The 22,590-nt window shown below is 34.2% G+C and carries 26 protein-coding genes and 1 pseudogene; 9 read left to right on the plus strand and 18 right to left on the minus strand.

Features of this window, described 5'->3' with window-relative positions; genetic code table 11:
- Window positions 1–55: 55 nt before the first annotated feature.
- From NQ489_RS08365 to NQ489_RS08420, 12 genes are all read right to left on the minus strand, one after another.
- A complete protein-coding gene (locus NQ489_RS08365; protein WP_156906926.1) occupies window positions 56–274 on the minus strand; it encodes a DUF6870 family protein in 219 nt (72 codons plus the stop codon).
- 35 nt (window positions 275–309) lie between these two features.
- Window positions 310–855, minus strand: coding sequence for a recombinase family protein (locus NQ489_RS08370; RefSeq protein WP_021651966.1), 546 nt, complete (start codon window positions 853–855; stop codon window positions 310–312).
- Window positions 856–1,494: 639 nt separating this feature from the next.
- Window positions 1,495–1,950, minus strand: coding sequence for a sporulation initiation factor Spo0A C-terminal domain-containing protein (locus tag NQ489_RS08375; RefSeq protein ID WP_049946987.1), 456 nt, complete (start codon window positions 1,948–1,950; stop codon window positions 1,495–1,497).
- A 26-nt stretch (window positions 1,951–1,976) separates the two neighbouring features.
- The gene (locus tag NQ489_RS08380) at window positions 1,977–2,333 is read right to left on the minus strand and encodes a helix-turn-helix domain-containing protein (RefSeq protein WP_021651039.1); all 357 of its coding nucleotides are present in this window, start codon (window positions 2,331–2,333) and stop codon (window positions 1,977–1,979) included.
- A 263-nt stretch (window positions 2,334–2,596) separates the two neighbouring features.
- A complete protein-coding gene (locus tag NQ489_RS08385) occupies window positions 2,597–3,178 on the minus strand; it encodes a hypothetical protein (RefSeq protein WP_021651041.1) in 582 nt (193 codons plus the stop codon).
- A gap of 5 nt (window positions 3,179–3,183) precedes the next feature.
- Window positions 3,184–3,363, minus strand: coding sequence for a hypothetical protein (locus NQ489_RS08390; RefSeq protein WP_044961249.1), 180 nt, complete (start codon window positions 3,361–3,363; stop codon window positions 3,184–3,186).
- Between the two features lie 318 nt (window positions 3,364–3,681).
- Window positions 3,682–4,290, minus strand: a complete 609-nt coding sequence (locus tag NQ489_RS08395; RefSeq protein WP_021651043.1) for a hypothetical protein — start codon at window positions 4,288–4,290, stop codon at window positions 3,682–3,684.
- A 185-nt stretch (window positions 4,291–4,475) separates the two neighbouring features.
- The gene (locus NQ489_RS08400; RefSeq protein ID WP_195191035.1) at window positions 4,476–4,805 is read right to left on the minus strand and encodes a winged helix-turn-helix domain-containing protein; all 330 of its coding nucleotides are present in this window, start codon (window positions 4,803–4,805) and stop codon (window positions 4,476–4,478) included.
- 152 nt (window positions 4,806–4,957) lie between these two features.
- The gene (locus NQ489_RS08405) at window positions 4,958–6,250 is read right to left on the minus strand and encodes a sensor histidine kinase (protein ID WP_044961250.1); all 1,293 of its coding nucleotides are present in this window, start codon (window positions 6,248–6,250) and stop codon (window positions 4,958–4,960) included.
- A 13-nt stretch (window positions 6,251–6,263) separates the two neighbouring features.
- On the minus strand, window positions 6,264–6,983 hold the full coding sequence (locus NQ489_RS08410; protein ID WP_021651046.1) for a LytR/AlgR family response regulator transcription factor: 720 nt from the start codon (window positions 6,981–6,983) through the stop codon (window positions 6,264–6,266).
- A gap of 63 nt (window positions 6,984–7,046) precedes the next feature.
- Entirely contained in the window at window positions 7,047–7,631 is a 585-nt protein-coding gene (locus tag NQ489_RS08415) for an accessory gene regulator ArgB-like protein (protein WP_021651047.1), read from the minus strand.
- Window positions 7,624–7,776 carry an AgrD family cyclic lactone autoinducer peptide gene (locus tag NQ489_RS08420; protein ID WP_021651048.1) on the minus strand — a complete coding sequence of 51 codons (153 nt, stop codon included), beginning with the start codon at window positions 7,774–7,776 and terminating at the stop codon, window positions 7,624–7,626. The genes NQ489_RS08415 and NQ489_RS08420 overlap by 8 nt, the downstream gene beginning before the upstream one ends.
- 580 nt (window positions 7,777–8,356) lie before the next feature.
- Here NQ489_RS08420 and NQ489_RS08425 point away from each other — a divergent pair.
- Complete coding sequence (locus NQ489_RS08425; RefSeq protein WP_021651050.1) at window positions 8,357–8,680, plus strand: helix-turn-helix domain-containing protein; 324 nt, start codon at window positions 8,357–8,359, stop codon at window positions 8,678–8,680.
- 63 nt (window positions 8,681–8,743) lie between these two features.
- Here the strand turns inward: NQ489_RS08425 and NQ489_RS08430 are convergent, their stop codons facing one another.
- The 6 genes from NQ489_RS08430 to NQ489_RS08455 form a co-directional block, all read right to left on the minus strand.
- On the minus strand, window positions 8,744–10,447 hold the full coding sequence (locus NQ489_RS08430; protein WP_021651051.1) for an ABC transporter ATP-binding protein: 1,704 nt from the start codon (window positions 10,445–10,447) through the stop codon (window positions 8,744–8,746).
- Window positions 10,440–11,414, minus strand: coding sequence for a S8 family serine peptidase (locus NQ489_RS08435; protein WP_021651052.1), 975 nt, complete (start codon window positions 11,412–11,414; stop codon window positions 10,440–10,442). The genes NQ489_RS08430 and NQ489_RS08435 overlap by 8 nt, the downstream gene beginning before the upstream one ends.
- 102 nt (window positions 11,415–11,516) lie before the next feature.
- Window positions 11,517–11,684: a hypothetical protein gene (locus NQ489_RS08440; protein WP_021651053.1), complete on the minus strand. Its 168-nt coding sequence runs from the start codon at window positions 11,682–11,684 to the stop codon at window positions 11,517–11,519.
- Window positions 11,685–11,696: 12 nt separating this feature from the next.
- Complete coding sequence (locus NQ489_RS08445) at window positions 11,697–11,870, minus strand: hypothetical protein (RefSeq protein ID WP_021651054.1); 174 nt, start codon at window positions 11,868–11,870, stop codon at window positions 11,697–11,699.
- A 39-nt stretch (window positions 11,871–11,909) separates the two neighbouring features.
- Window positions 11,910–12,941, minus strand: coding sequence for a radical SAM protein (locus NQ489_RS08450; protein WP_021651055.1), 1,032 nt, complete (start codon window positions 12,939–12,941; stop codon window positions 11,910–11,912).
- A complete protein-coding gene (locus NQ489_RS08455) occupies window positions 12,923–14,173 on the minus strand; it encodes a radical SAM/SPASM domain-containing protein (protein WP_021651056.1) in 1,251 nt (416 codons plus the stop codon). The genes NQ489_RS08450 and NQ489_RS08455 overlap by 19 nt, the downstream gene beginning before the upstream one ends.
- 230 nt (window positions 14,174–14,403) lie before the next feature.
- Here NQ489_RS08455 and tnpA point away from each other — a divergent pair.
- The 8 genes and pseudogenes from tnpA (at window position 14,404) to NQ489_RS08495 (ending at window position 22,570) form a co-directional block, all read left to right on the plus strand.
- Window positions 14,404–14,816, plus strand: a pseudogene (gene tnpA / locus NQ489_RS17830) (IS66 family insertion sequence element accessory protein TnpA).
- Window positions 14,810–15,154: an IS66 family insertion sequence element accessory protein TnpB gene (gene tnpB / locus NQ489_RS08465; protein ID WP_009246070.1), complete on the plus strand. Its 345-nt coding sequence runs from the start codon at window positions 14,810–14,812 to the stop codon at window positions 15,152–15,154. The pseudogene tnpA and the gene tnpB overlap by 7 nt, the downstream one beginning before the upstream one ends.
- Before the next feature lie 150 nt (window positions 15,155–15,304).
- Window positions 15,305–16,921: an IS66-like element ISRgn2 family transposase gene (locus NQ489_RS08470; protein ID WP_021650231.1), complete on the plus strand. Its 1,617-nt coding sequence runs from the start codon at window positions 15,305–15,307 to the stop codon at window positions 16,919–16,921.
- 306 nt (window positions 16,922–17,227) lie between these two features.
- A complete protein-coding gene (locus NQ489_RS08475; RefSeq protein ID WP_021653123.1) occupies window positions 17,228–17,911 on the plus strand; it encodes a response regulator transcription factor in 684 nt (227 codons plus the stop codon).
- A complete protein-coding gene (locus NQ489_RS08480) occupies window positions 17,908–18,942 on the plus strand; it encodes a sensor histidine kinase (protein ID WP_021653122.1) in 1,035 nt (344 codons plus the stop codon). The genes NQ489_RS08475 and NQ489_RS08480 overlap by 4 nt, the downstream gene beginning before the upstream one ends.
- 117 nt (window positions 18,943–19,059) lie before the next feature.
- On the plus strand, window positions 19,060–19,725 hold the full coding sequence (locus NQ489_RS08485; RefSeq protein ID WP_021653121.1) for an ABC transporter ATP-binding protein: 666 nt from the start codon (window positions 19,060–19,062) through the stop codon (window positions 19,723–19,725).
- Window positions 19,726–19,738: 13 nt separating this feature from the next.
- Entirely contained in the window at window positions 19,739–22,255 is a 2,517-nt protein-coding gene (locus NQ489_RS08490) for an ABC transporter permease (RefSeq protein ID WP_044962498.1), read from the plus strand.
- 147 nt (window positions 22,256–22,402) lie between these two features.
- A complete protein-coding gene (locus NQ489_RS08495) occupies window positions 22,403–22,570 on the plus strand; it encodes a hypothetical protein (protein WP_156906947.1) in 168 nt (55 codons plus the stop codon).
- The last annotated feature ends 20 nt before the right edge of the window (window positions 22,571–22,590 follow it).

Consider the following 22,590-nt stretch of genomic DNA (forward strand, 5'->3'; position numbering starts at 1 on the left):
TGTCCACCCTGTAATCTGCCAACAATCCGCTTTGTTTCCTGTCCCTGTCGTGGCTTTACCACTTCATCTGCACAAGGCTTTCCATTGCTTCCTCTATGGTACGGTTGGTAGAAGCAAACCCAATCTTTATGGTAATTCCCTTATATTTCAAAAAATAAGGGTTCTTTCCGGACTCCAGGATTTCCCGGATCTTCTCTGGTTTGCTCTTTTTTACGTCGATATCCAATTTCTCTACATCTTGTATTTCTTTTGGGTCAATGTCCTCAAACGTCATTTCCCTCATCTTCTGCAGTTCTGCCCGCGAGAGCATTATATCCTTTCCCTGGTACAGCAACTGCACAGATACGCGTCTAAGTCCTGCTCAAACTGTTTCTGTTTCGCCCAGGTACGCATTAAATACTGTTTCAGCCTGGCATAATCTAAAATCCCATAACCGATACAGTCTATCTGTACCTGGAAAGACTGGAGCAGTTCCATTGTCTGTAAAATTTCTTCCGGACAGTAGGATAGCCTGCTGAGCCCGGATACTACAATCACATCAATCATGCCTTTTCCTGCAAGCACTGCCAGCCTCTGCCAGTTTTCTTTTTCTATGGAATTACCACACCCTACACCTTCCAACAAAGTAATCACATGGTATGTCTGTTGTTCACAGTAATGCAGGCTTTTTTCTTTTTCATAATACAAAAGCCCCGCACAGGGAATGGGAATATCCAGATACACCGCTGCGCGCTGGGGAATACTCCTTTTCTCTATCTCTTCTTTTCCTTTGCAGATCCATGCAGGGAACAGCATTTCTCCCTGAAAGACCTCTTTATCTTCTGAAAACAGTTTCTGTAATATCTCTCTATTCATTGCTCTGCCTCCTCTTTCTTTGGCCCTGTTTTCATTCCAGGGCTACAAAGAAACCGGCGGTTTCCCCATAGCCCTAAAATGAACCTGTTTCACACACCATACCGGCAGGGCTTTCCCTGCCAGTATGATTTTTTCATTTTCTCACCCCGGTGTGAACGGGAGCATGTAGGACCGGCCCGGCTGGCCGCCTGACACCCTGCAGCACCCTTTCCCGCTGCAGCATGTCCCAGACGCTACCCTGGTTGCAGTGTTTTTATGCAAAGGTATCATTATCATCCGGCTTTCAGGCTGCCTGCCACCGGCAGCCTATGTCTGGGCGCTGCTCACACTTTTCCTTCATCTTCTACGATTCCTTGTTTGATCCGCTTCTTGTCTGCCTTACCCTGCTGTCATTGCGGACAAGTGTATCTTCGCACAGCTCATGACCCTGCATCATACAAAATAGAATGTACCGAAATGTTTTGTGTCCTTTAAGATATTCCTATTGATTAGCGTCAGAAATGACACGTTTATTCCAAAAAAATATCACCATACTGATATTCAGTTTTCAAGGTTCCCTCCGGCTGAAAATATCAGCCTGCCAAAAGACACCATAACCCTGATGTGTTTTGGCAGACTGTTTTCGGTCTGCATTTCTCTTTATTTTTTTAACCGGATAATCATATCTGCCCAGAACTCTGTGTATGCCTGCCGCATCAATTCCAGAAGCCGCTCCTCTGTAATTCCTGTAATTACATTTTCTTCCTTCTTTTCCGGTTTCAGTTCCTGTATTTCCTGTTCTTCTTCCTTTATTTTGATTGTGAGCATGGATAAGGAAGGGGAGTTTGCACAGTTAATAAAACCGATATAATGGTTTACCACATCATAATCACCTCTGCAGCTTCTCACAATATCAAACGCATGACGGATTGCCCTCTCTACCCGCTGTCCTGTCGTGCCATTTCTCTGGGCCACCTTAAAATACAGGTATGTCGTTTTGATCTTGCTGTCTTCTTCCAGAAGCAAAACACTGTCTACAATATAGCCAAATCCTTTTACGTTGGCCGGCATTCCCATTTTAAATAATACTGCTTCTACCTTTTCTCTTGATAACATTTCCCTTTTCCTCCCCATCTGTATTCTCACTTCCTGCTGTCTTGCTGATATTCCTTTAGCCCTTTCTTAATTCCCTCTATGGAATAAATCAAAAGGCTGGTTTCTCTTTCATCACAATCCTGTACCAGATACCAGATTTTCTCCTTCAGCATCATATCTTTTTTCGCTGTCCCCATGTGTATGAAGTGTTCTTTTATGGGAATGTCCATAGCTTCCAGCAGCCGGATATAAGTTTTCATTCCCATAAGTCTGGCATGTGTTTCAATCTTTGCCAGATGTGATACAGAAATATCCGCTTTCTCCGCAAGCTGCTCCTGGGTCAGCCCTCTGGCTTCCCGCAAGGCTTTTATGGCATCTGCTACAATATAAAGTTCATTCTGCATTCTTTTATCTCCTCGTTGATTACAGGCTCTATTATAATTACAAATCCTTTCCCTGGTAATGGACTATGAGGGCAAGATTTTCCCGTATCATTACCATTTCTTTCCTTTTTTTGTTTTAGAGATTTATTATATCTGAACGCCTTGAAAACGATTTTTGCACCATTTACGAAAAAGCACTGCATTATCTCTTCATTTAGGCAAAAAAAATACAGGTGACTCCTCTATCTCAGAATCACCTGCACCTTATGTATCCTTATTATTTTTTATAAAATTCGTAGCATCTGAATATAATTCACATTTTCTTTTTCTGATAAACGTTCTCCGAATTTCCGGAATCTGTTTTTCTCATTCTGATAGAAATTCAATAGCTCCGGCTTTTCCTCACACTCTAAGTATACAACGCCACCACCAATTTCCCGCTGTACATGCTTGAGAATGGTCAATACTGCTTCCATCATCTTTCCGCCATCTGGAACAGGTGCATCTTTATGCTGATAATTTTTTCCAAACTGACCAATCAAAAAAGCAGAAAGAGCATATTCATTTGTTTTTTCATTTTTTTGCGCATATCGCTGTATCTTTTTTTGCAACGTAGAAGAAAGATTTTCACCCCAGATTTGCACTGCTTTATGTGTGACCGCAAAAATTGCCAAAACCCTGCTAGACTCATCTAACAAAAGATAAGTAATTGACATCTTCCGTTTTGCGAACTCTACCGCATTATTACGGACAAAATTTTCTATTTCTTTATTCTTTGGACACGAAAAACCGGAGAGGACATCAACTACTGACTCCTCTCCTATAAGTTCCATATAATCTAAAATATTTACAACTGCATAATCCATCTCTCTTATTTCCTTTTCCTACCCAGGAATCTGCGTAATTCTTCTACACTATTTAATATTGGAATAGACGGTGCAGAAGGTTTCCATACGGGATCTTGACTGGACTTTTCAAGTGCATCTACAAATGCTTCTGCTTTTTTCGGATCTTCAATTACAACATTGGTAAGAATACTTGATGTAGCCATATAAAAGCACCTCCTCTTCTCTTGTCATTCTCTTTGTTCTCAAAAGCGGTTTTCTGCTGGCTGTCAGCCGCGACACCCTTCCGAATGTCTGAAATGTCACCAGTATCATTCAGTCCCCGGTGCGGACTCACCGTATCTCCCTGGTGTGGGCATAATATCCTTCCGAGTATCAAATAGTCCCAGTATTTACCCTGCCCGGGCACAGTACAGCTTTTACGTGCCGCTACACGAAACCTTTTGGCTTAACTATATTATATGTGATACCCTAAGAAATATCAATGGTTTCCCCCAAATTTGTATCCTATTATAGCAGGTTCCTTATCGTTTCAATAAACTTTTTCTATAATCTGTATCCAATACTATTTTATGAAAATCCAGCATTGCGTGCTCTTGCATCAGTTTCTCCCCCAGTTTCACAAGAGGATTGGTTTCCCATTCCGGATCAATTCCTGTTTGATGAAAGTATCTTGCATAAGCAAATCCCTCAGCTACCGCATCTGAATTTTCAAATACTCCCACCATTGCATCTGTAAACTGTACAATGATTGAATTTCCAAAAATACCCTGCAATTCTTCCGCGTTTGCATCATCATATTTCTCTACGTCAAAAGCCAAAGAGAAATCATACGTATTCTCTTCTCCGTTCTCAGTTTCATAAGAAATTGTTCCAAAAATATCTCCTTTACTAGACGGAAGATCGATTGACTCTGAAAGTTCTAATTCATATTCAATACCATTGAACACCGTTGTTGCTTCAAACATTTGTGATATACAGGTACCTTCTTTTTCATAAATATCTTTCTGTAAAAAGGAAATAGGATTATACTCCATATTTTCCCATATCTGTTTTCCCTCCACTGTCCGTTTACACAAGGAATCTAAAAGCAACATCATTGTTTCCTGATCTATTTCTTCATATATGTTCATAGTCAGCCTCCTTTTCTTTAGATGATCCACAAAAGCTCTGTAAGGATTTATCTCCGTTTCCTGTCACAACGTAATATTTAGTCAAATATTGTATGTGCTTGCCTTCTTATAGTTGCCAATATTATATGGCGTATCTCCCAAAAATTCAATCGGAATATAAAAACTTTACTCACATGATCCTGCCTTTACATCTTTTTTAGTCTATATCCTACATTGATCAATGTTTCTATAATATCATGCCCCATCTTTTTTCGTATCTTCCATACTACGTGTTCCACTGTTTTATACGGAATCTGATCATCATAATAATCACTTTCCCAGACGGAACAGTAAATATTTTTCTTTGGGATAACCCAATTAGGTCTTTGAGCTAAAAGATAAAGGACTTCAAATTCCCTGGGAGCTAAGCTGATTTCTTTTCCTTCATAAATAACAGTATATGACATGGGATCAAGTTGAAATTTACCATTCCCTAATACAATTTCAGATTTATATTCTGGAAAAACTATTTTCATCTAACTCCTCCAACTAATAAATAATAAAAAACTCACTCTCCTAAGTGCCACTAACAATACAATGTTATGTTTGGCTTCATTAAAAGATAAAAACATCCTTGATTGATAGTTCTCAAACATGGATGTTTCTCTGGAAATATTTAATACCTACTTTATAATTTACTATTTGTTGATAAAATGATTTTTGTCTCAAACTCTACATCTGTATAACTATAACTGATATTACCACAATATTTATTTGATAAATCCATTAAAATTTCCATACCCAGTCCTTTATGATTTTTCTTTGTAGAAATCAATTTTTCATCATTTTTTCGAGGTGTTTGATTCATAGTATTAATCATTTTTATTACAACATAATCTTTAAATCTATGAATTCTTAAAAATATTCTCCTTGTATCTTCTTGACAACTTTTACATGCATCTATTGCATTATCCAATAAATTTGCAAATAAAACTGTCACATCTGTTTTGTCCATAAAATCAAACAATATATCTTGCATATTAATATCTAATTTGATTCCATCATGGTTGCATACTTGTATCTTATCCCATAAAATCGCACATACAATCTTATCTGAACAATGGAAATTTTTTTGTATTTCTTCTATTTCTTCCAATAACTCCTTTGCATATTCCTTCTGTGTTGTTTTCTCATTGTCACCTAAATCGGAAATCACTTGCAAATGCTTCTTAACATCATGCAATAATTTTTGCGACTCCTTAAATCGTTCTTGAAGCCCTTCGTAATATTTTGTTAATAATTCTCTTTGCTGTACTAAAAGTTCTGTCTTTTTTTCCAATTCATAGCTCTGCGATACTACTTCAAACAAACGCAATATTCCCACATCAACAGCCACAAATCCCATACAAAATATTAATAAAATGCCATTATTGTCAATATTCATTTCTCTTCGTAATAGATATAAAAGCAGTGATAATTCAAATACAAGCAAAAATATCATGTACATAGCAAAAATTCTCGATATATTGCTGATTTTATATTTCTTTAATAGTTGGCTAAAAACATGGCATGTACATAGTATGGCTAATGTATTGGCCATACCAGAAACAAGAAAAAACTTAGGATCTTGTAATGCAATATATGCACTGTTTTGTGTCAATGTAGAAAAAATTGTTGTAACCAAAAAGTCAATAGTTGCAACATAAATTACTATCACAACAGAATTTACAATAATATCTTTCTTTTCCGTATCATATAACAGTGCTGAACCTATACATAAAATTCCTAAAGAATAGCATACATTTAATAAAGGATATCCAATTAGGGCTTCCACCGTATTAAGAATTGTATGTAGTAAAACAGCCAAATAATATATCCACTTTTTTTCCAAATATTTTCGGTTGTACAGTTCATCCAAAATCACCAAATATACATATCCTGTTGTAAAACATGAAAATATTAATCCTACAATAGCTACCATAAAAATCTCCTTATTATATTCTATCAAATGTCGTCTGAAGAAAATCATTAAAAATGCTTTTGAATCCAACAGCTCGTTTTTGTGCCAGCGGAATTTTATCTCCATTTTCTATAAAAATATCAAACCCCTTAATCGCTTTAATATACAACATATTAACAATAAAGCTTTTATGAGGAGAAGCAAAATTGTATTTTTCAAATTTCTCCAATAATTCTTTTAATTGATATGTGGCAGTATAATTACCCTTCACTCCATGTATAATCACTTTTCTTGACAAATACTCAAAATAAAAAATTTCATCTAATTCTAAAGTAATAATTCCTTCTTCGGTTTTGAACGCATATTTCTGTTTTTCTATTGTATGATCCAAATAATAAACAACGTCCTTTAACACAGCAATCACATCATTCTTATTTACTGGTTTATCTATATAATCAAAAGCATGTACTTTATAGGCAGACGCTTTATAATTTTCGTAATTTGTAACATATATAATCTTACTATTCACATCCCATTTTCTTAATCTCAATGCAGTTTCTATTCCGTTTAAACCTGGCATTTCTATATCAAGAAAAATAATATCAAAACGTATATGTGATTCTAATAATTTTATTCCACTTTTAAATTCAACAGACCACAACGGACGTTTAATTTCAGAAAAATAATTTTTCACAACGAGATGAATTTTCATGCGAATATCCTTATCATCATCGCATATTGCTACTTTAATCAAATTCTTTTTTCCTCCGCATTCTCAAAGTAATTTTCTGAGAAATAGAAAAAGAATCCATAATGCTCAGATTCTTTTTCTACAGCCACGTGTACTTTTAAATTTTCCCATTATGAGCATAATTGCTTGAATCATCCAAGCTGTACTAATACTGTACATAATCAAGGGATTAACAAATCCCAAACCAGATATTCCACCTGATACTAGAAGATATTTATGAGTAATATCTTGGTACTTCCTTTTCTCTCTTTCTGACAACGGCTTATTAACCGCCTCCTGAGGTGAAAGTTTCCATATTATACTTCCTCCAATCAATAAGCTAAATAGACCCCATTGCCATGAAATTTGAGATAAAATTTTCACTAATCCGATAGCACACAGCGTAACCACAATAGTACAACCATAACATCTTATGGTTGAATCTGCATGATAGCCTCCGGAATATTCTCTAATATGTGCGTATGTTATCAAAAAAATCGCTATACTAAAAAATTCGCCAAAGAAGAAGCCCAATAATATGATAAATATAATATGACATAATTTTTTTATAAGTAACCTTACACCATACAAGTATATTTCTACTTCATCTAATGGAACGCTTTCGTCTAACAAAAAATAACGAGCAAGCCATTTCTCTCCCCTTCTATTCATTAGACTTATTCAATTTTTTCACACATTCTGGCAATCTAGGTTGTCCATGTAAAAATGCACATGTTGAATTTGCACTTTTTTTAGCCTCTCTATACGCAGCACTTACAATCATTTTTTTTGTAATATTTTTAATATTTCTCACCATTTATACTACCTCCAAATATTTTATCGAAATAGATTATAGTTCTTAAATACAGATATTTCAATAATTTTGGATAAACTACGAATTTTATGTATAATCTACCACATTTTTATAATTCTGTGTAAGATGCTGTGATAATAAATTCTTTATTTTCAGAATTTAAAATTTGTATTATATTTTCCCCAGAAATTTCATACATAGATTTTTCCATTTTAAAAGTAATTTTACCATTACCTCCAATCCTAATTATATACCAATTATGAAATTTATGCAGTCTAATATAGAAATTTTGGATTTCATCATCATGGCAAAGTTCATCTATGATCTTCCAAGTCCATTTTAATGCATGTCCTAATTTTCGATACTCACCTTGTAAATTTTTTTATCATAAAAAAAACAAGAAATTTTATTAGGATATTTTTTTCTATTCTCTTGATAAAACATTTCAATTCTAAATCTGTAATCTTCATTGAAGGTACTCCTTTTTGAAATATTTTATAACTTTAAATAACTTTTTTCAACACTAATAGTTTATTTTGTTTTTGGGAATTAATAATTATAATCTTTAAACGGAGGGAGCCATATGAAAACCATAGATTCAAAAAGCATGGGTGAAAGAATCAGGCATAGGAGAGAAGAACTAAATATAAGTCGTGAGCAGCTGGCAGAATTGTTAGATGTTAGCCCCAAATTTATTGCGGATATCGAATGTGGCATACGTGGAGTATCTCTCAAAAGATTAGTCTTACTTTCTACCAATCTACTAATCTCTACAGACTATATCCTTTTTGGAGATAGTCCATCCAGCAATCATATTTTTCTCGAACTTATTAATACATGCCCAGATACTAAAAAGTTACAATTAATAAATATTATTAAACAAATAATCGATTCTTATAACTTTTAATGTCACATAAGGAACTTTTGTTATTTAATCAAAAGTCCTTATGTGGTAATGCATTATTTTTCTTTACTTTGTTTGGTAACAATACAAATTATAATAAAATCCCTTCTTAATAAGTAATTCTTCGTGAGTTCCTTCTTCTATAATTTCCCCTTTATTTAAAACAAAGATTTTATCTGCATTTTTTATTGTTGTCAAACGATGTGCAATCATAATAATTGTACTCTTATCAAATACATTTAATATATTTTTTACAATACTATTTTCCGTTTCATTATCAAGCATGGATGTGGCTTCATCAAAAATAATAATATCTGATTCACGATATATTGCACGAGCAATCGCAAGACGCTGTTTTTCTCCTCCTGATAAGCAAATACCATTTTCCCCAATATTTGTATTCCAACCTTGCTCTAAAGAATTAATATACTTCCATATTTTTGCCTGCTTTAACGCATTTTCAGCTCTAAGCAAATCTGGAGAATCATCATCTAAAAGTATATTATTCAAGATACTATCGTCAACTAAAAAAATATTTTGGCTTACAATACTTATTCTTTTTCTTAAGTTTTCAATTGACACACTTTTAATATTTTTGCCATTTATTAAAATATTTCCCGAATAATTTTGCCATAATCCATAAAGCAAATTTATAATTGTTGATTTTCCCGATCCACTTTCACCAGCAAATGCGTGAACTCTACCCTTCTTGATTAGCAATGAGATATTATTTAAAACATCCCTGTCTTCTTTATATCCAAATGTCACATTGTCAAAGATGATGTCTCCGCTTTCCCCTGGTATTTCCACTCCAAAGTTGATATAGTTATCTTCATTTAAAAATTTTTCAATTCTTCTTAAAGAAACATTCAAAGCTGATAAGTTTGCGTTAATATTAGATAAATCAGATAAAGGACTTAAAAATCTTTGAGTATATATTTCAAATGCGAGTAGTACTCCAATACTCATTTCACCATTTATAACTTGTATACTACCCAAACCAATAATAATCACAACCAATACTCCTGATATAAGACTGATTGTAGCACTGAATTCCGAAATTGTAACAGCTGTTTTAATTTTGGTTTTTGTAAAATTTTGTTCTCTTATTTGAATTTTATTTTCTTGGAATGTTTCCATATTTCCCATAATAAATGATAACATATTTGTTACCATTTCCTGTATTGGTCGCTGCAACTGAACTGCACTTTCCCGGCTTTCTTCTGTCGCTTTCTCAATTTTCTTATTTAATTTTTTCTGTATAAAGAGCAAAACAAATAATGCTAGAAATACAACTATTGCTAATTTCCAATATGTATAAATTAGAAAAAAAGAAATTCCAGAAATCATAACTATATCATATAACACACTTATAATTTCACCCGAAAGCATACTAGAAATGTTTTCTATATCTTGCATCAATATAGTCATTATATCACTACTCTTTAAGTTTGTATAAAATGCTCCATTTTTTTTAAAACAACTTTCAATACACTTCTGTCTAATATTTACTGTAATTCTTCTTTCTATTTTAGTAGTAGTTCCTTGTGATATTACTGCTGCAAGACTAGCACTCAAATACAAAAAAATTGCAAATATGCTACCCTGAATTATCTCAATAATATCCCCTTTTCCTATAGATTGATCTATTATTTTAGATACAATCAAAGGTGATATAAGCGATTCTGCACTTTTAATTCCTAAACAAATAAAAAGAACAAAATACCATTTAAAATTACCTTTAGTATAACTCAACATTTTTTTATACATATCTTCTTCCTTGCTCACTGCATATTCTTTTAATTGCTATTGCTATATTATTTATAGAAACAATGTCTTTAGGCATCATATTTTGCAAATTAACTTCAATCTCAAATAATTCTGAAAGTCCTTTAAATAATTCCTGTACTGTTATTTCTGTAATCATTCCCAAATCAAACAATACATCATTCTCTGAAAATTCTTGATCTAACATTATATATTTTTTAATCAAAGGATATATCTTTTCTCGAATAGTTTTCAATTCTCTTTCTTCAATAACTGTTGGTGCTAAAATTTCTCCTAGTTGTGATTTTAATGTGAGTTTTCCCCAATTACTTTTTGCTCTCTTTTTTTCCATATAATGAATCAATTCTCTAGAATTTTCTACAAACTCATTACTAAAATAGCTTCCTATTAATCCGCTCGCTACTGCCGCAGCTTTGCTATTTCCAGAAAACATAAAATATCGATTCAATCGGAAATCAGTAAAAACAGGTGTCATGTCAGTTATTAACTGTATTTCTCTCCTATTATTAAACCAATATGTAAATGGAGATGAAAAGACTTTCCCTCTGACCCCTAAAACGGTATCATAATTGGCTGGTATACTTGTAAGTTCTCTATTTGTTACTGAAGATACAATCACTTTTCCCTGTGTCTTTAACTGATTACATATTTTTTCAAGTTTTCTTGTATGCAAATTACTAACAGAAAGACTCAAGTTCACAATATGGCAATTTACTTCACAACAATATTCAAGTACATACTCTAACTCGTCACTGGTAGCTCTGGCGCTCTCATCTAATAGCGGAATTGAAATTATATTTGCAGTTGGAACTATAGATTTTATCACCATTGCACATGCTGTCCCATGCCCACATTTATCATATTGTCCTTTATTTAATATATCCCTTGTTTCATTTTCTACTATCATAGCATCAATTCCAGAATCAATTACTACAATTATTGGTTTCATTCTAACACCTCCTAATTTATTTTAATTTAAGTATAAAGAATCAGGATGGATTCCATTTGAAACCCATCCTATTTATAATAAAACAAACCCTATTATTTCTTCTTAGAAGAAAATATTTCCCTTTGCAGTATAAATTGTATCATAAAATACACAACCTGGTGTATTTCTGTCAGTTTTTCCAACTAACTTATTATGTTCTGTGCAATCATCGTTACAACCCTGGCCTTTTACATTGACCGGCATTGTTTTTGTTATTTTTTTAATTGTCATTTTTCCTACCTCCTATGCAAATGGATTCCATCTTGGTGTATACTGATATGTATACCAACAGCCCGCCTGAGAACCATCTGCTTCTTTTTTTCCAGACCAAACTTTTACTTTGCAATCATTGTCACAAGCCTGTCCCTGTACATTTGTTTCAAATACTTTTTTGTTAATTTTATTGATTTTAAGCATCGTTTTCCTCCTTTTTTATTAGGGTTTGTTCTACTACCATTAATTAGTATTGATTAGATCCATATATTCATCTACTTCTACAATTATATTTTCAATTTGACAATGCACTGCTATTGGTATGTACGGATTTCCCTCAACAATATCATTAATTAACTTACATCTGGTATTTCTACAATATTCATATCGTTTGCATCCTTCACAAATATCAATTTTCTTCCGATCAAACGTATGAATATACGCAAGTTTTTCTTCATCAATGCCATCTTTTACATCCCCAATACAGTACTGATTATTTCCATTACATAAAATGCAAGGGTATATTTTTCCTGATGTATCAATCGTAAAAGTTGTGATTCCACCATCGCAATAAGAATTTCTTGTCTTACATTTTACCGTATCAATAAGACCAATATCAATTATTGATTCCAGTTTATTTCTGACTATATAATCTACAATCTTTTTTAATTCATTTTTAAATATTTGTAGCATTTCCTCTGTCCATTCTTTTGTAAAAACATCAGGAACTGGTAAAATCTTTGTAAATCCTATCTGAATCAAGTGAAGAATACTTTCATAGGTATACATATAATTATATGGATTAATTGTCATTCTTGCTTCAAGTTCAATATTCCGTTTTTTAATTTTTTTATAATTATTCATTACAGTATTGTAAGTCCCTGAACCATCCATAAACACTCTATTTGCATCATGAGACTTTTGATTTCCATCAATACTAATTGAAATTTTATTATAATTTTTTTCAATAAAATCTATTTTCTGAGCATCCAATAACGTAGCATTTGTCGTCATTTGCAAATAAATATTTGGAAACCTTTTCTTTGCATTTTTAACAAAATATTGAATTTCTTTAAATGCAAGTAGCGGTTCTCCACCATGAGTCGTCACCGTAATGGGCTCTCCTCCTGATACTGAATAAATAAAATCCAATGTCTGATCTATAATTTTTTGAGAAATTATAGATTTTTGTTTTTCTCCCTCATAACAATATCTACATTTTAAATTACAATTGTTTGTGAAAAAAATATTGAAATTCAATTTTTCTCCTCCCATATACCCTCTAAAGCGCGCTTTACATATTGACACTTTTGTTTAAGTAGTCCTTTATCTTTCAATTCTTTCACTTCGTGCAGACAACTCCAACAAAAATAGGAAATATCACAATTTACACATTCAGAGATTGTATCCGGTTCAAATTCCTCCAAACAATCTGAAATAAATTTCTTAGGATTTTTTTGAAGAAGTTCCTGTAAGTCGTTTACTTCTTTAATATTTCCTAGACAATATTCTGGTTCAACAAAAAGATTACATGGGAATATTTCACCATTACTTTCTATTGTTAACGTTGTAGTTCCTGCATCACAAGAGCAAGCATAAAAATTATTCTCCGTTGGCTTATTTACAGGTTTCAAGTTATTACTAGACTTTTCAATATTCAATTGTTGCTCTGTTAATAACATCTTGTTTTTTTCTGCTTGACCAGAAATACTCAAAGCTCTTAATATTGGTTTACATCCATATTTCTTACAAAGTTCAAAAAAATCATTAATAAATAAATCATTATCTGCGGTTATAACCATAGATATGGAAATACTATTAAAGTTTTTTTTATGCAAAAGCTCTATGACCTCAAGAACCTTTTTGAATACATTAGCTCCTCTTATTAAAGAAACTGTTTCTTCATTTGCACCATCTAAACTTATACTAATATTATCCACAGCGTTCACTATTGCATTAACATTTTTTTCATTTAATAAAGTTGCATTTGTCATTAATCCAATTGTACCTTTAAAGTTTTTACGTAAATATGTAATAAGTTCTATAAAATCATTACGAACCAATGGTTCACCACCTGTAACTGTAATATTTTCTGGATTTGCAGCAATAATTTTATCAAACGCCTGTTTAATTTCTTCAGTAGTAAAAAATTCTCTTTCATTACACGAATCTGCATTTACCATACAATGTTTACATTTTAGATTGCATCTATTTGAAATGGCAAAACTAACATCATGCAATTTTCTCATTGGTGATTTTCCAATAAGTTCCATTTCATCCAAAGCATCAAGTACCTTTTTTACATATTCTCGATCTTCGTTATCAATCAACATATGTAAAAGTTCTTTGATTGTATATTTACCATTACACTGCATTAATACCTCATAGCATTCTTTAGATATTTTTATCCACTGTCTATTTGTCCTATTCAAGATAATCGCTTGATCATTGTGAAATAAATATTTTGCATTATCTGAAATAACAACTGCGTCCTCATTGTTTATCATTTTTAGCCCTCCCGAAAATATAAATTTCTTTAAATGTTCTTGATTTTATTTATACAATAATGCTTTTTTTAATTAATTCAATGTAAGCGCAAAATAATTCGACGGATTGTGTTGCCCTAAAAATCATTCCATAATAATCATTAGAAAATGCAAGCATTTCACTTTATCTTCTCTTGCCAGAAATGATAGATGCGAGCATTTTACTCTATCCGATTTATGGAGGTGTGCTCATGAGAAGCAAAAGAATACCTGCCGAAGAACAATACCGTCTCATCATGGAATGCCGTCAAAGTGGATTGACCGATCATCAATGGTGTGTGGAACACGACATCAAACCGGGGACTTTTACAACTGGGTAAAAAGGCTGCGTCAGAAAGGTTGTGTGGATTTGCCAGCGTCAACCGGACGCAGCTATCGTGCACCGGAAAGCCAGGAAGTTGTCAGAATGGATTTTCATGATACTGACCCGCTCCCATATGAACAGCCATTCAATGTGATTCCGGTAGCTACGGAAAGAAATAACCTTTCCGTAGCAGAGCCAATGAAGCTGTCTGTAGGAAGCTTCCATCTAACAATACCAAATGGAACAGATCCTCAGCTTCTGGCTCAAACGCTCCGCATTGTGAAGGAGTTGGAATGTTAGGGGATATCACAGCCGCCGATGAAATCTATATCGTAACAGGCAGAACGGATATGCGGAAATCCATTGACGGGCTGTGTGCTATTGTAGAGGATCAACTCCATATGGATCCAAGGCGAAGTGCCCTGTATCTTTTCTGTGGAAAACGTTGTGACAGGATCAAAGCTTTGCTCTGGGAGTCTGACGGATTTGTGCTGCTGTATAAACGCATGGAAGTCCAGGGCAGGTTCCGCTGGCCCAGAAATCAGCTGGAAGTAAAGCAACTGACCTGGCAGCAATTCGACTGGCTCATGTCCGGGCTTGAAATCGAACAGCCAAAGGCATTCAAACCTACGGAATGATCGCGTAAAACATCTATGCCAACCAACAGAAAGGGAGGGGGTTCTCACCCTATATCATGTCTGAAATCCCTTGTAAATACTGGGTTTTCTGCTTCTTTTTCATTGCTTTTTATGGTATAATAAGAGCAGTGAAAAAGGAGCAGAAAACATATGGCCGGTAATTCAAAAGATTCAAAAATCCTCGCGTACAAGGACCTGATCAACCAACTGAATAAGACGATTTCCACACAGACAGAACTGATCCAGTCTTTACAAAAAACATTGGAAGCAGACCGTCTGGAAAAAGAAAACCTTCGTCAGCAGATTGAATATCTCACGAAGAAGCTTTTTGGTACTTCCAGTGAAAAACGGAAAGATATCGATGGTCAGCTGAATCTTTTTGATGAAGCCGAGCAGGAAGCAGATCCGACATGGAAACAGGAACTTCCTGATGACATCACTGTTCCGGAACATAAGCGAAAAGCACGACGGACACATGCAGATCTCTTTAAAAATGTTCCTTCCTGCGACGAGATCATTTCTCTTCCGGAGGAGGAGCGGAACTGTCCAACCTGCGGAACACAGATGGAATGTATTGGGAAAGAATTCGTCCGCCATGAATTCCGGTTTACCCCTGCCAAAGGGAAAGTAGTAAATATCTATCGTGAAACCTATAAATGCCCGGAATGTGCCATATCAGAGGAACACCCGGATGATCAGACATTTGTCAAAGCGCCTGTCCAGGAACCATTGATCCCAGAAAGTTATGCATCGGAATCCGTTGTAGGATGGGCAATGCACCAGAAGTACCAGAATGGCCTGCCATTAAACCGGCAGGAATCGGAATGGAAGCAGCTGGGTGTCCCATTAAGCCGGGCTACGCTTGCTAACTGGATCATTTACTGTGCCGAGAATTACCTCTGTCATGTTTATGATTATTTTCACCGTCAGTTACGGATGCGTAAATATCTGATGGCAGATGAAACCCGGGTTCAGGTACTGAATGAGCCGGAGCGCAATCCTGAAACAGGTTCCTGGATGTGGCTCTTCCGCAGTGGAGAAGATGGGCTTCCGCCGATCCTGCTCTATCATTACACAGAGACAAGGGCAAAGTTCCATGCAGCATCTTTCTTGCAGGGGTTCAGCGGATATCTGGAGACTGATGGATACCAGGGTTATAACAATCTGCCGGATATCAAACGCTGCTCTTGCTGGGCACATGTGAGACGTTACTTCACAGATGCCATACCGAAAGGGAAAGAGTATGATTACAGCCTTCCGGCAGTGCAGGGAGTACAGTTCTGCTCCAAGCTGTTTGATTGTGAGCGGTACTCAAAAGCAAAAAATCATACTGCGGAGCAGAGAAAACAGTTCCGTCTTGAAAAGGAGAAGCCGATACTGGAGGCATTCTGGAATTGGCTGGATCAACAGCGTCCAAATAAGGGAACCCGTTTGGCGAAAGCGGTGAACTATGCCCAAAATCGGAAAGACACCCTGATGACCTATCTGGAAGACGGTCATTGCAGTTTATCCAATAATCTTAGCGAGAATGCAATCAGACCATTCACTGTTGGCCGGAAAAACTGGCTGTTCAGTGCCAGTCCGAAGGGAGCTGCCTCTAGCGCTATTGTGTATACAATGGTTGAGATGGCAAAAGCGAATGACCTGAATACCTACAAATATCTGACATACCTCTTATCACAGCGGCCAGACGCTAAAATGTCAGATGAACAGCTGGAACAGCTTGCCCCATGGAGCGAGACTGCGAAAGCGAACTGTCAAAACTAAACATAGAGTAAAACGCTTGCATCTATCATTTTGGTGCAAGCGTGATTCATGGGCAGCGTAGCAATATTTTGCGCTTACAATTCAATAGTTTTTGAGTACACTACGATTTTTTTGTATAAGCTACGACATTTTAATTATTTTATTCCTTTCTCTGCTATAAGAGATTTATCAATTTTTATTTTATATTCCAAAATTATTTCTTGATATCTTCAACGACTCAAATTATAATACATTAATAAATTATTTTTTAACCAATAGGAACTGACTACAGTATATTTTTAACATTAATAGAAAGGATATGTTATTATGAGAATTTTAATAGTAGAAGATGACCAGCTTTTAAATAACACTTTATGCTATAATCTATGTATGTCTGGCTATTCATTAGATTCAGCTTTATCTAAACAGCAAGCATCTAATTATATCAAAAAATATGATTATGATATAATTGTATTAGACATAAATCTTCCTGATGGAAATGGTTTTGATTTATGTCGGGAACTCAAAGAATGCCGCCCCGATAGCATTGTCATCATTCTTACAGCAAATGATATGGAAAGTGATATGTTAAAAGGTTATGAATTAGGCGCTGATGATTATATAACCAAACCATTTTATATGAGTGTTTTTCAAAAAAAATTGGCAGTACTTCTGGAACGAACAAAAAAACAGTCCGATGATTGCTGTTATAATGACGGATTTTTATATATAAACTTCTCAGAAATGAAGTCATCTATTCTTGGAAGTTCAATACTCTTTACACCTTTAGAATATCGTCTATTAAACATTTTATCCAAAAATCCTAATATTGTATTAACCAGACCAATGCTCTTGAAAAAGCTTTGGGATAATGATGGTAATTTTGTAGATGAACATGCACTGACGGCTACTATTAGCCGAGTACGAAACAAAATAGAACTAAAAAATCACCAATATATCAAAACAGTCTATGGTATGGGATACATGTGGATAGGAGAATCTCAAAAATGAACAAAATAAAATTAACTATTAATAGAGTCTGCTTTTTCTTCTATTCCATGTTATTAGTAGGTATTTTTGCAATTGTTATTATTACATATAAAATAACAAATAATATCTTACCAGTATTGTGCTGCATACTTTTTGCTATATTTATTTCGTTTAATATGCTTCTATTCATAATGTTGATTCGGCACAAATTAACTACTTTTTCTGATATTTTATGTAAAACACTTGATAATATGTTGTCTGGAGATATGGAACCTCCTACAATAGTTGAAGAAGAAAATTTATTTTACAAAATAAACTACCGTTTAGTGCAATTATATAAAACAATGAGAGAAAACCGTCTTGCTGTCATTAAAGAGCGCTCCGAGCTTCAAGAATTAATCTCGGATATTTCCCATCAAGTTAAAATGCCAATTGCTAACTTAAAAATGATCAATAGCACTCTTATAGACCAAAAACTCCCAGCAGATAAACAAAAGGAATTTTTATTAGCATCTATAAATCAGCTCGATAAATTAGATTTTCTTATGCAGGCCATGATAAAAACTTCCCGTTTAGAAACAGGGATTATATCTCTTAATAAAAAAGTGCAACCAATCTATGATACCCTTGCCTCCGCATTAGGTGGTATTCTAATGAATGCAGAAAAAAAACAAATCAATGTTGAAGTTAGTTGCCCAGAACATCTGATTGTTTCTCATGACAAAAAATGGACTAGCGAAGCATTATTCAACATTTTGGATAATGCTGTCAAATACACTCCGATTAAAGGTAATATTCTTGTAAATGTAGAATCATGGGGATTATATCTAAAAATCAGCATTTCCGACACTGGAAAAGGTATTCCAGAAGAACATCATGGAACAATATTTAAACGCTTTTACAGAGAAGATGATGTCCATGATATAGATGGCATTGGTATAGGTCTATTTTTGGCTCGAGAAATTGTAACTTTACAGGGAGGTTATATCGAATTAACTTCGAAGGAAAATATTGGTTCTTGTTTTATGATATACCTGCCATATACCATGTAAAATATAGAATGTCATGAAATTGTGACATTTCAATGGATAAAAAATCTTGTACTGTGACATTTCTGTGAGGTTTTGCATTTATAATATAACTATCATAAAGAAAGGAAGGTGTTCACTATGAACATATTGGAAACAAAAAATCTCAAAAAATATTACGGTACAGAACCAAATATAACAAAAGCATTGGATGGCATAACTCTATCAATTGAAGATGGTGAGTTTGTTGCTATTGTAGGCACGTCTGGAAGCGGAAAATCCACATTTCTCAATATGATAGGCGGATTGGATACACCGACTTCTGGTAGTATTAAAGTAAATGGAAAGGAATTATCAAAATTTAAAGAAGATCAGTTGACTATTTTTCGAAGACGAAATATTGGATTTATTTTTCAAAATTATAACCTCGTTCCAGTCCTCAATGTATATGAAAACATTGTCTTACCGATAGAACTAGATGGAGATACTGTTGATAAGAAATTTATGTCTAAGGTTGTGAATATGCTAGCTCTCAATGAAAAACTAAATAGCATGCCTAACAATCTCTCCGGCGGACAACAACAACGTGTTGCGATTGCTCGTGCCCTTGTTTCAAAACCTGCCATTATCCTTGCAGACGAACCTACCGGTAATCTTGACAGCAAAACAAGCAGTGATGTATTAAGCCTTTTAAAAGTTACAAGCCATACATTTCATCAGACTATTGTAATGATCACACACAATAACGAAATCGCTCAACTTGCTGATCGTATTATTCGTATTGAAGACGGCAAAATTTCTGAGTAAAGGAGCTACAAACATGGAAGATATTCTATTTGGAAATAACAATAAACCAATCCTCAAACTTTTGGCAAAGCGTTCCTTAAAATCACGCAAAAACACAATTATCATTCTATCCGTTATGCTTGCCACACTTCTATTTACCAGTTTATTTACTATCGCAGTTAGCCTTCAAACAGCTATGCAAGAAAGTAATATGAGAACCACTGGTACATCTGCCCATGCAGGTATCAAACGTTTATCATGTGATGAATACAAACTTTTATCAGCGGATCCAAAGATAAAAAGTATTGGATATTCTATCATTATTGGTAATGCTACGGGAGACGACTTCAATAAAACACCAACAGAACTACGCTATAGTAATGATACTTATGCCAATTTAACATTTAATGTTCCAGATACCGGTCATCTACCAAAAGGAAAAAAAGAGATTGCTACAAGCCGAATCGTTCTAGCAGCAATGGGATTACCTGAAAAACTTGGAACCCAAATAGAACTTACTTTTATAACAGATGAAGGTACTTTTAACGATTCTTTTACATTATGCGGTATTTGGGATGGTGATGCCGTAGCTTACCGTCAAACAATTTTTCTATCAAAAGAATATACTCAAGAAATCATTCCTACCATTCATGGAAATACTGACGGTAGCACGCCTCCAATAGGAAGTGGCTATATTGACTGTGTTATGATGATGCCTACTGAATGGAATATTGAAAATCAGGCACTTAAAATAGCCTCTCAATATGGTTTAGATGAACGAGTAAGTATTAACGATGCTTATGGAACAGCAAGTATTAGTTTTTCTTCCATACTTCCTCTTATAGCAGGAATTGTGATTATTTTTATTGCGGGATATCTTTTAATTTACAACGTATTTTATATTTCTATTGCACAAGATATCCGTTTTTATGGAATGCTAAAAACCTTAGGAACCACATCAAAACAAATTAAAAAAATTGTTTATAAGAAAGCAATAAGACTTTCTTTCATTGGTATTCCTTTAGGTTTGTTATTAGGTTGGCCTATTGGGCGCTTATTACTTCCCTTTATTGTTAATATGCTAACTGATGATATACATGTTATTACTACTGTAAATCCCATTATCTTTTTAGTAGCAATTATGTTTTCTCTAATTACAGTTTTCATTAGTTGCCAAAAGCCTGCCATACTGGCTGCTAAGGTTTCTCCAATGGAGGCACTTCACTATGTAGAACATGATTCAGTGAAAAAAAAGCAAAAACATAGTAAACACATTAGTACTGTTATGATGGCTCGCAGCAACCTAATGCGAAATAAGAAAAAGGTAGCAATTGTTATCTCCTCTTTTGCTCTTAGTATTGTTCTTCTTAACAGTGTTTATACTTATGTAACCTCTTTTGATTTTGATAAATTTGTTTCTGATTTCAGTTTAACAGACTTTACTGTTTCTGATACTACAGTTATTAATAGCTATAGTCCTTTTAACACTGCAAATGTAACTCCGGATTTTATTAGTCAAGCAGAAAGCTTAAATGGTCTTGAAGATATAGGAAATATTTACTTATGGACCTCTAAACAAATCCTCTCAGAAAACGATCTTACACATTTGCAAGAACTTGCTATTTCATCAGATGCTGTAGCAAATGAATTGGATAATTACATGCTACGAAAGGAACATGGTGTAAATGTATATGGATTAGATGATTTCCCTGCAAACTATATACATATTTTAGAGGGCGAATTAAACACTGAAAAGTGGAAATCCGGAATAGGTATGTATGTTACTCCCATGCGTATGTTGGGCGATGGTTCCTTAAGTCTATACCAACCTGGTGATCGCATTAGTGTTCCGCAACTCGATGGTACAAACAAAATTTATGAAGTACTTGCCATAGTTGATATTCCAAAAGCTCTAGAAACACCCCTACAAGTTGACATGGGAATAGACTATATCTTTCCAACGAATGAACTTCTTGGCAAAATGGTTTCCTCGGAACAGCCAGCTATGAAAACTATATTTAATGTAGATGATAAGAATCTACTTTCCACCGAAAACTGGTTAAAAAATTATACTACTAACACCAATACTTCTTTAGATTATCTTTCCAAAGTTGTCCTTCGTCAATCTTTTGATGGTATGATAAACATGTATCGTCTTGTTGGTGGTGTACTCTGTGCAATATTAGCACTTATTGGAATTCTAAATTTTATTAATTCCATGATGACCTCTATCTTATCACGCTATAAAGAAATTGCAATGCTACAATCAGTTGGAATGACAGGGCATCAAGTCAAAAGAATGTTAGTATATGAAGGTATTGCTTATTCTGTATTAGGACTTCTTCTTTCTCTAATACTTTCTATTATAGGAAGTTTAACAGTAGTTCGAATGATGGGCAGTGAATTAAGCTATTTCACATGGCATTTCACACTTCTTCCCGTTATTCTCAGCATTCTACCTTTGTTTATAATTACCGCTTTTGTACCATTTCTTTGTTATAAAAAAATGGCGCAAAAAACAGTAGTAGAACGTCTACGAATTATTGAATAGAATCCAATAATAGATGGATATACATTTTTATATTGTTACTTAAACATAAAAATCGTATAAAAAGCAACATATATTGTTTAAAATTTTTAGTGTGTTAAAATACTATTTGTACAACAAATATATCTTTTATTACAAGGAGGACACCTTATGAAAAATAAGAAAAACAGCATCAAAAAAATCACAAACGATAATAATAATGTTCCAACTGTAAAGGGACAAGGATGTAAAGATGACTGCGTGTTATGGTCAGGAAAAACAACCACTGCTTCAGGTTGTAATATACTTTTCACTCCAAAATACAATTTATTCATGTAATATTCTTATTTCCAAATATT

Source organism: Blautia sp. KLE_1732_HM_1032 (genome assembly GCF_025147905.1).
In the GTDB taxonomy this organism is placed as follows: domain Bacteria; phylum Bacillota; class Clostridia; order Lachnospirales; family Lachnospiraceae; genus Blautia_A; species Blautia_A fusiformis.